Origin of the sequence: Spirosoma terrae, assembly GCF_010435915.1 — a bacterium.
Taxonomy (GTDB): domain Bacteria; phylum Bacteroidota; class Bacteroidia; order Cytophagales; family Spirosomataceae; genus Spirosoma; species Spirosoma terrae.
The window spans coordinates 280865-290661 of record NZ_JAAFZH010000008.1; the positions used below are offsets into that span (position 1 = coordinate 280865).

8 protein-coding genes are annotated in these 9797 nt (G+C 46.3%); 4 read left to right on the forward strand and 4 right to left on the reverse strand.

What is annotated here, in order from left to right; all coding sequences use genetic code 11:
* The first annotated feature begins 10 nt into the window (after window positions 1-10).
* Both GK108_RS18665 and GK108_RS18670 read left to right on the forward strand, forming a co-directional pair.
* Complete coding sequence (locus GK108_RS18665) at window positions 11-1492, forward strand: phosphatase PAP2 family protein (protein WP_163951851.1); 1482 nt, start codon at window positions 11-13, stop codon at window positions 1490-1492.
* Between the two features lie 83 nt (window positions 1493-1575).
* Window positions 1576-3585 (forward strand): alpha-1,4-glucan--maltose-1-phosphate maltosyltransferase, encoded by a 2010-nt coding sequence (locus GK108_RS18670; RefSeq protein WP_163951852.1) that lies wholly within the window; start codon window positions 1576-1578, stop codon window positions 3583-3585.
* A gap of 91 nt (window positions 3586-3676) precedes the next feature.
* On the opposite strand, the gene GK108_RS18675 is transcribed toward GK108_RS18670, so the two are convergent.
* A complete protein-coding gene (locus GK108_RS18675; protein WP_163951854.1) occupies window positions 3677-4738 on the reverse strand; it encodes a M28 family peptidase in 1062 nt (353 codons plus the stop codon).
* Window positions 4739-4854: 116 nt separating this feature from the next.
* On the reverse strand, window positions 4855-6090 hold the full coding sequence (locus GK108_RS18680) for a M16 family metallopeptidase (protein WP_163951856.1): 1236 nt from the start codon (window positions 6088-6090) through the stop codon (window positions 4855-4857).
* Window positions 6091-6133: 43 nt separating this feature from the next.
* Here GK108_RS18680 and GK108_RS18685 point away from each other — a divergent pair, with 43 nt between their 5' ends.
* Entirely contained in the window at window positions 6134-7135 is a 1002-nt protein-coding gene (locus GK108_RS18685; protein WP_163951892.1) for a glycosyltransferase family 9 protein, read from the forward strand.
* Window position 7136: 1 nt separating this feature from the next.
* Here the strand turns inward: GK108_RS18685 and GK108_RS18690 are convergent, their stop codons facing one another.
* The gene (locus tag GK108_RS18690) at window positions 7137-8675 is read right to left on the reverse strand and encodes a sensor histidine kinase (RefSeq protein ID WP_212592834.1); all 1539 of its coding nucleotides are present in this window, start codon (window positions 8673-8675) and stop codon (window positions 7137-7139) included.
* A gap of 224 nt (window positions 8676-8899) precedes the next feature.
* Here GK108_RS18690 and GK108_RS18695 point away from each other — a divergent pair, with 224 nt between their 5' ends.
* The gene (locus tag GK108_RS18695) at window positions 8900-9142 is read left to right on the forward strand and encodes a hypothetical protein (RefSeq protein WP_163951858.1); all 243 of its coding nucleotides are present in this window, start codon (window positions 8900-8902) and stop codon (window positions 9140-9142) included.
* Between the two features lie 143 nt (window positions 9143-9285).
* Here the strand turns inward: GK108_RS18695 and GK108_RS18700 are convergent, their stop codons facing one another.
* Window positions 9286-9552, reverse strand: coding sequence for a hypothetical protein (locus GK108_RS18700; RefSeq protein WP_163951860.1), 267 nt, complete (start codon window positions 9550-9552; stop codon window positions 9286-9288).
* Between the last annotated feature and the right edge of the window lie 245 nt (window positions 9553-9797).

Below are 9797 nucleotides of genomic sequence, written 5' to 3' on the forward strand. Positions count from 1 at the left end.
TTTTTTACGAATGAACAAGCTTTTTTCTATACTCTCTTTCACGGTCCTCTTTCTGTGGGTTGCCAGTTGTAAAGAGCCCATGATTGATGAAGGGGTTTTGCCCTTTAGTGAACCCGCCACCACAGATCCCAACGGTGGAAACTGGCGAACGATTATACTGAAATCGACAGCTGATATCAGTGTTCCTCAGCCTAACGCTGTTACGTCTGATGCCTATAAAAGCGAATTCGCGCAGGTGAAAAACAGTTTGGCAACGCTGGAACCGGAGAAAATAACCGCAATCAATTACTGGGCCGTTGGTGGCGTAAAACGCTGGAATCAGATTGCCCGTCAGCTGGTTGCCAAATACAATACCGAATCGAGTAACCCGCAGGACGTAGCAAATTCGTCGGCTAGTGCGCCGTTTGCTGCCCGGCTGTACGCTGCCTTGAGTGCGGCTCAATACGATGGATTGGTGGTTGCCTGGAAAGCAAAGTACCAATACAATCGCCCGTCGATGGTCGATCAGGGAGTTAGTACCCGTTTGCCCGTGGCTAACGTACCGTCGTATCCGTCAGAAGATGCAGTTGTTGCCGAAACCTCGTGTCAGATTTTGGCTTACTTTTTTCCAAATGAAAGCGCCTGGCTTAAAACCAAAGCTGCTGAACATAAACAGAGCCGGATCTGGAACGGCGCTAACGTACCGAGCGACGTAAAAGCGGGCGAAGACCTGGGTGCGGCCGTAATGGCTAAAGTGATTGATTATCTTAAGACGGATAATTTTAGCAGTGCCGCCGATCCTGGTAATACCTGGCAAGCCTTGTTGGCTCAATCTCCTTATGATGTTAAATGGACGAGTTTGCAGATTCCAGCCCGAACGCCTTTGCTACCTTTGGCTGGGAAGGTGAAAACCTGGTTTACTGTAACAACTGGTGGAAATCTGGTGGGTCAGCCTCCGGTCACTACGTCGACTGAATTTCAGAAAGATTTAGGTGAAGTGAAGCAGATTGCCAATGCACGCACCCGTGAGCAGTCGAGTATAGCAGCCAAATGGGACGATGGAGCCGGTACCTACACCTCTCCCGGTCACTGGAATCTGATTGCTGAGGAATTTGTACATCAGTATCGGCAAAATGAGTTAAGAGCGGCTCGTACGTATGCGCTGATGAATCGGGCTTTGCAGGATGCGGGAGCCCTCTGCTGGTCGGTAAAGTACACGTATTTTGTGCCACGGCCTTCGCAAATCGATCCAGCCATTAAGACCACCACGCTCATACCCAATACGCCGAGTTACGTATCGGAGCAGGCCACCTTTGCCAGTGCTGCTACGTCGGTATTGGGGGCGATTTTTCCAGATGAAGCGACAAGTCTGAATGCAATGGCGAGTGAAGCTACTTTGTCCGGGTTGTATGCTGGAACTCAGTTTCGATTCGCCAATGAAAATGGGGCTAAACTGGGTGCCGCAGTTGGTAAAGCTGCTGTAGACTGGTCTGCTAATGATGGTGCTAAATAAATGGATTGATCGAGTAAAGCCGGGCGATGAGTCCGGCTTTTTTGTAACATTGCCCTGCTATTGACAACCTAACCACTGATTTCATGAGTATTCCTGTTAATCTATCCGGCCAGTCTCGTGTAGTTATTGAACGTGTTTCGCCTGAATTAGATGGAGGGCGTTTCCCTATAAAAGCCGTTCCTGGCGACGTAATAGCCGTTGAGGCCGACATCTTTGCGGATGGACATGACTATTTATCAGCCGTATTGCTTTATAAACATAGTGACGATGCCAACTGGTCTGAAACTGCCATGACGCTGCTGAACAACGATCGTTGGGGCGCTTCGTTCGTTGTGGAAAAACAGGGTCGGTATCTGTATACGATTGAAGGATGGGCCGATCATCCGGGGTCCTGGCAGCACGAAATTCACCTGAAAGTAGCCGATGGGCAACGTATTACGAGCGAACTGCTGGCGGGCGCTAAATACATAGACGGGATGCTGGTTCGGGCGGGCGGCACGCTGGCAGATGGGAAGAAAAAAAGTAGTAAAAAAAATGTCGCGGAAGAGTCGACGGATGTTAAGACACTGCGGGAGTTGGCTGCTCTGTTTCGGGATGAGAACCGCTATGATGAAGCCGTATCTGTAGCTGAAAGCGATCAGTTTACCTTCTACGCCAATCGGTACCCCGAGCGCCAGCACGTAGTACGTTACGTGCACGAATTGGGTATAGAAGTCGACCGGGCGCGTGCCGGATTCAGTACGTGGTATTGCCTGTTCCCTCGTTCAGCCTCAAAAGAAGAAGGTCGGCACGGTACGTTCAAAGACGTCGAAGCGTTACTACCCCGTATTTCGGGCATGGGTTTCGATGTGCTTTATCTGCCACCCATTCACCCAATTGGCACCACACATCGCAAGGGAAAAAACAATTCCGTTACGTGTCAGCCGGGCGAACCGGGCGTTCCCTATGGCATTGGATCGCCGGAAGGAGGACACGATTCGATCCATCCTGAACTTGGAACGGTAGAGGATTTCAAACATCTGATTGCTATTGCGGCCAATTACGGTATGGAAGTAGCCATGGATCTGGCTATTCAGTGTTCGCCCGATCATCCGTGGGCGATAGAACACCCGGAATGGTTTAAGAAACGTCCGGATGGTACGATTCAATACGCCGAAAATCCACCCAAAAAGTACCAGGACATTTACCCGATTTATTTTGAAACGGACGATTGGAGAAGCCTTTGGGAAGAACTCAAACGTGTATTGCTCGTATGGGCGTCGTGGGGTGTACGTATCGTCCGGGTCGATAATCCGCACACAAAACCATTCGGTTTCTGGGAATGGGTTATTGCCGAGGTGAAGCGGGAGTATCCAGATATGATATTCCTGTCAGAAGCGTTTACGAAACCAAAAGTGATGCAGGAGCTGGCGAAACGAGGGTTTGCGCACTCCTATACGTACTATACCTGGCGAAATTCGAAAGCGGAACTGCAGGAATACCTGACGGAACTGACGCAGACGGATATGAAATACTACTTCCGTCCGAATTTTTGGCCTACTACGCACGACATCAACCCGCCCAGTCTTCATTCTGGACATGAACCGCAGTTCCTGATCCGTTATTTTCTGGCTGCTACGTTGTCGAGCAATTACGGGATTTATGGTCCATCGTTTGAATTGATGGAACACGTACCGTTCCCAAATAAAGAAGAATATTTGAATTCGGAGAAATACGAAATTCGATTCTGGGATTGGAATAAAACGAATAAGCTGACGTATCTGATTACGTTGGTTAACCGCATTCGGCATGAGAATGCGGCTATGCAACGGACGAACAACCTCACATTCTGTAATGTCAGCGACGATGCCATTATGGCCTACGTAAAAACAGCGGGCGATAATCGATTGCTGATCGTAGTTAATACGGATGCCTATAACCGTCGGGCGGCTATGGTACAGGTTCCGATCTGGCAGCTTGGTATCGATCCGGAGCAGTCGTACGCCGTCCACGATTTGTTGACAGAAGCGTATTATACCTGGAAAGGCGAATGGAACTACGTTGAGTTAGATCCCTACGTGTTGCCTATGCACCTGTTCCGGATTGAGGTATAGTTTAAAGTTTATAGTTTTTGAGTTTACTGTTTTCAGTAGCTGACGCGTCAGCTACTGAAAACAGTAAACTCAACACTGATTCTTCATTACGTCAGGAATCTGGGTTTGCCAGAAGCCAGGCTGTTTGAAAAACCAGTGTTGCCCGTTTGGATAAAATCTGGTAATCTATTCGGTCTGCTGTATCTGTTGGCCGATGATAATCCGGATGTTCGCCATCTGTAAAGAAAACGGCAGGGACACCGAAATTGTGAAAATTATACTGATCAGAGCGATAGAAGTATTGTTTTGAATCGTTCATGCTATCGTGCTCATAATCAAGCTCGATAGCAACAGAACGCTTATTGGCAGCCGAAACCAGTTTACGCAGTTGGTCATCTTTAGGACCTGCGATCAAGTAGCAGTATTCTGGTTTTTTGCGGTGCTTGTAATCAATTCGCCCTACCATATCGATGTTCAGATTACCCGCAAACTGCTGAACTGGAATAGGACTATTATGCACAAAATACCTGGAGCCCAATAAGCCCTTTTCTTCTCCCGAAAAGAGCGCAAACAAAATGGTTCTGCGGCTACGGATACCCTGGCGTGCTAAACTATCGAAAACAGATGCTATGCTTAACACGCTGGCCGTTCCAGAAGCATTATCATCGGCACCTGGATGGATGCGGCCTTCGACGTAACCCAGATGATCATAGTGGGCCGAAATGACGACGACTTCTTGTTTTAGATCTGTCCCAATAAGGAGGCCTGCTACGTTGTGACTAGCAACCACCTGACTACTATCCCATTTGGTAACTGGCGATGGGGCTAGCTCATACCGTTTGTAGGTGAGTGGCAGTGTCCCTCTTTCGGTTTTAACCAGAGAAATAGTTGAATAGGACAGAAAATAAGGCTGGTAAAAAGAACCATAGGCCGAATCGACCCGAAAAACAGATCCCAGATGGCTCGCTCTAAATGACTGTACACAATATTGAGCGGCTTTTAGTTGACCTGTAGTACCCGTTTCACGGCCTCTGAAACTATCGTCAGTTAATGCATAAACATGTTTGGTTAACAGGGAGACAGGTACTGAAACAGAAGAAATAGCTGGCTGGGAATACGCTCTGGTGATCAGGGTAATAGAAACAGTTAAATACCGTAGAAACGTATTGTTCATCGGGAAATAAAACGTGAATAATTGATCTGAAATAAAACGAATAGGGTTCGGAAGTTATGTGTGAGTCATACTTCCGAACCCTTAAAACTATGCCCCAAAACTGTAAACGTAAAAACTTATTTCTCCGGCACGAACGTAAGAGAACTGAATTGGCTTTCGTCGAAAATGTCCTGAGCGAGTGTTTGTAGCTGGCTTGACGTAACGGCTTTGATATCGTTAAAAATATCGTTCAGTGCTTCAACGCGGTCAATGTCGAGCAGACTTTTAGCCATCATCAGCATAAAGCTATTATTGCTTTCTTCGGCCATTGCCAGCTGCCCAATCAACTGTTCTTTGGTTTGATGAAGCTGCAACGTAGTAAGTGGTTCTTCGCGCAGACGTTTCAGTTCTTTGCCAATCAACGAGTGTGCTTTATCTACTTTTTTAGGGTCGGTGCCGAAATAAATACCCAGAAACCCTGTGTCCAGATACGGTGTATAGCTGGCATCAATCGAATACACCAGACCATATTTTTCGCGCAGATTCATGTTCAACCGGGAGTTCATCCCAGGGCCGCCCAGCAGGTTGATAAGCATGAAAAAAGGTAATCGTCTTGGATCGGTCAGCCCGTAAGCCGGACGACCAAGCGCGCACTGAGCCTGCGTAATGGGCCGTTCAACGCGCGTATGGCGTGATACATAACCCGTAGGCGTTTTGCGCTGACGACTGGAGTGTTGACTAGGTACATCGCGGAGGTATTTCTCGGCAATTTTGACAACCTGTTTGAACGAGAGATTGCTTACCGACGCAAAAACAATCCGGTTGGTGTCGTAATTTTCAGCAATAAACCGCTGTAAATCCTCGCGACGAAACGAACTCACAGTTTCGGTTGTACCCAGAATATTACCACCAAGCGCATGATCCGGAAAAACCAGCTGATCGAAATCATCCTGAATGGCATCCTCGGGCGAGTCGTAATACATGGCCATTTCTTCCAGAATAACGCCCCGTTCCCGTTCAATCTGTTTTTCGGGAAATACAGAATGGAACGTAATGTCGGCCAGCAATTCCGTTGCTTTTTCAAAGTGAGCGCCTAATACTGAGGCATGAAAGCAAACTTTTTCTTTGGTCGTATAGGCATTTAATTCACCACCAACCGTTTCTAATCGTGTGATAATATGGTACGATTTACGTTTCTCCGTACCTTTGAAGGCCATATGTTCCCAAAAGTGAGCTAGGCCCTGTTGATGAGGTTGTTCATCTCGGCTTCCAATGTCAAGCATTATACCGCAATGAGCAATTTGCGTATGGGGTATTTGTTTATGGGCAATCCGAATTCCATTCGGCAGGGTATATACTTCGTAATCTTCCATTCTTAAGCAATTGACGCAGTCGCAAGACGCATCTGGCGTACTAATGATAACCGTAACCAATTCGCCCCGGTTCCTGATCAATCAAACTGCTTTTATCGGCGATGTGATTCTGGCCACGGCTCTTCTGGAGCAGCTTTATCAGGCAAGGCCCGATGCCATTCTGGACGTATTGGTCCGCAAAGGTAATGAGAGTCTGCTGGCTAATCATCCGTTTGTGAACGAGGTATTGGTCTGGGATAAAAAAGGGGCGAAATACAGCAGCCTCTGGCAACTGCTTAAAACAATTCGTTTGCGGCAATACGACGTAGTGCTGAACCTTCAGCGATTTGGGACAACGGGCTTGTTAACGGCTCTGTCGAACGCAAAAATTACGGTTGGTTTTAATAAAAACCCATTTTCCCGATTTTTTACGTATCGGGTTGATCATCGTATTGAGCCCGGTATTCATGAAATTCAACGGAATGCAGAATTATTACGTCCTCTGCAAGTGAATGGAACGATTCAGCGGCCCAAACTTTACCCGTCGGAAGCGGATTATAACGTAGTGAAGCCGTATCAGGAACGGCCTTATATCTGTATGTCGCCCACCTCGGTCTGGTTTACCAAGCAGTATCCGCAGGAACGCTGGATTGAGCTGATGCTGCAGATACCGACAAATCTGTCTATCTATTTGTTGGGTGCTCCGGCCGATGCGCCTGCCTGCGATGCTATGATTGCCCGTGCTGGACGTAGTAACGTAGTGAATCTGGCCGGTAAACTGAGTTTATTGCAGTCGGCTGCGCTACAGGAAAGGGCCGTCATGAATTACGTTAATGACTCGGCACCGCTGCATTTATGTTCGGCCATGAATGCGCCAACAACGGCTATTTTCTGTTCCACAGTGCCAGAATTTGGCTTTGGCCCCTTGGCCGAAAAATCTCGCGTCGTACAGGTGAATGAGATGCTTGAGTGTAAGCCCTGCAATCTCCACGGTAAATCAGCCTGCCCGCTCGGCCATTTTCGGTGTGCCTGGGGTATTTCTGTAGAAGAACTGGCTAGTTTTTAGTTTATGCCACTGGTAAGTAAATCTCAAAGGTGGCACCTTCTCCCGGATGGCTAAATGCGGTTATATCGCCACCATGATTTTTTGCTACTTTTTCGCAGATGGCCAGGCCTATACCAGTACCAGCATATTGAGAACGGGTATGGAGTCGCTGAAATGCCTGAAATATACGATTCAAGTATTGTTCATCGAAGCCAATCCCATTATCCGAGATACGGATCCGGTAATAGGCAGAAGACCATTGGGCTGGCTTAATGGTTGGCGGCAAGTCTGTTGCCGCTATTTTCTGCGACGTAACGCGAATGAATGGCGTAACGTTGGGTTTATGGAACTTCAGTGCATTGGATAATAAATTCTGGAAAAGTTGCTGCAACTGCGATTCATCGCCCAGTATGGTAGGTAAGGCGTCTGTTTCAATGATTGCTTTTGTTTCCTGAATACTCAAATCCAGATCGTCTATAACCCGAGCAACAACCGTTGACAAGGAGACTGCCGCTAGTTTGTCGTGATACGTTGACAGGCGCGAATAATTCAATAAATCTTTGATCAGAATCGACATTCGGGCTGCCGCTGCCTGCATGCGTTCCAGGTAGTCTACTCCTTTACCCAACTCGTCACTAAAATTACTTTTTAAGATATCGCCGAACGATTGAATTTTGCGCAAAGGCTCCTGCAGGTCATGACTGGCTATGTAAGCAAATTGCTGCAGATTTTCGTTGGAACGTAGCAAATCCTGATTGAGCGTTTCGAACTGTAGCTGGGTTTTCTTTAATTCGGTTATATCCAGAAAGGATAATACGACCCACTCGCCGTTACGGATGCCCTGCACTTCATACCAAAGATCATACCCTTCGTAGACGTAGTGATTCTGGTAACGTAGTGGAATACCGGTTTGCGCTAACTCTTTATATTGCAGCCATACGCCACTAAGCCCAATGCCAGGAAAAATTGTTAGCATCGTATTCCCAACTAATTCTTCAGACGTTTTCCCGGTCATTCGTTCAGCCATCTGGTTAACGAGTTCGTAACGCAGGTCGATGACGTCGCCAGTTAACGGATCACGAACAATCGAATACAGGCCAATGGCTGTAAAAGAACTATCGGTCACAAATTTGAGCTGTTCGGCCTGCTGCTGACGGGCCAGGGCCGTTACCTGCTGACTGATGTCCTGCATAGCGCCGACCATACGTACTGCTTTTCCATCCTGGAAAAGAGTATACCCCCGATCATGGACGTAGGCGTAGGACCCATCGGCTTTACGGAACCGGTATTCGTCCGACCAGTTTGTCTGGCCACTGTTGATGGTTTGGTAAATGCTATTGTGGATGCGTTGCTGATCAGCAGGATGAATTTTGTCGATCCAGAAATCGGCACCATCGATGGTACTGCCAGCTGGATAGCCAAACAGGGTTAAAAATCCTTCATTCCACCAAACTTCATTGGTTATCAAATTCCAATCCCAAACAGCATCGTGCGTAGCTTTAGCTAATAATTCGAACCGTTCCTGAGCCAATGCTGCACTGGATTCGTTGGTTTCCCCCATATTGTATATTACGCTGAGCTGAGAACTACAAAAATAAGTGAATATTCATTATTGATAGAATACCTATATGTAGCAGTATGTTATGGTATATAGCAGGCCCTTTATCAAGTTATTCAACATTTCATACCGCTTTTTTGACCGTTGCATTGTTTTTATTTGGCGTATATGGGAACGTTAGGTAATTTTGAGCCCTTAATTGTGAAACTTGTTATAGTAATAATATCATGAGTGTTGTTCTTAAACCAACTGTCAATAACATTATCAATCTTTGGTTTGGGGAAGATACCCCCATTCGCCAGTACAAAATCAAGCTAAATCAGGACTTATGGGTAGCTTGTCAGCAGATCAATAGGGATTTTAGTCCGCCCTCTAAAACTGATCAAGTAGAGAAGTATCGAAAGTCCGATAAAGTAGCTTTTGCCAAGGCAGTTCAGCTGCAAATTGGATACATAACCTCTGACAACTAAAATCAGTAATCGGATTAACAATTTTAAAGCCGGGTTTACCCGGCTTTTTGTCTGTCTACAGCAGAAACAATACTATCAGGCGCGTATTATTCTAGTGATCGGGCCAATCTCAGGCTACATAAGCCTTTATCGTCCACTACGTATTACTCATCAGCGCTGCGGCTAATAATCAAATCTGGATTAGCTCGCTCATATGCTTCAAGGCAAATAAGCCCACTTTCAGTTAGTTCATAGTTAGGATTACCAATGCTCTCGTTTCCATTTGCCGTTACCAATCCGTTGGTGAGCAAACCTGTAATAATATAATTGACGAGTGTTTTATCAAAATGGGTCTGTTCCGATAGTTGCATTTCATTTAGGCAGTAGCGTGTCGCTAAAAGAATGCGGTATTGACCGAATGTCAGATTCATGGCATTAAGAGCTTACTTTAAACGTTGAGTAAAACAGCGACAAAAAATGTGCCTATATAATTAGTTAGCCGCTAAGAATTAACTAAATAGCTAACGAAATGGGGCAATAAAATCATGTTTTATAGAAAGAGTTTTTATAGTAGCTTATTGTAATACTATAAAAATGGACGACTATCGGCTAATCGGTTACAAGTAGAATAGGGATTCGATAAGGAGTAGGGACGCTAGGCAGAGATAAAGATCTA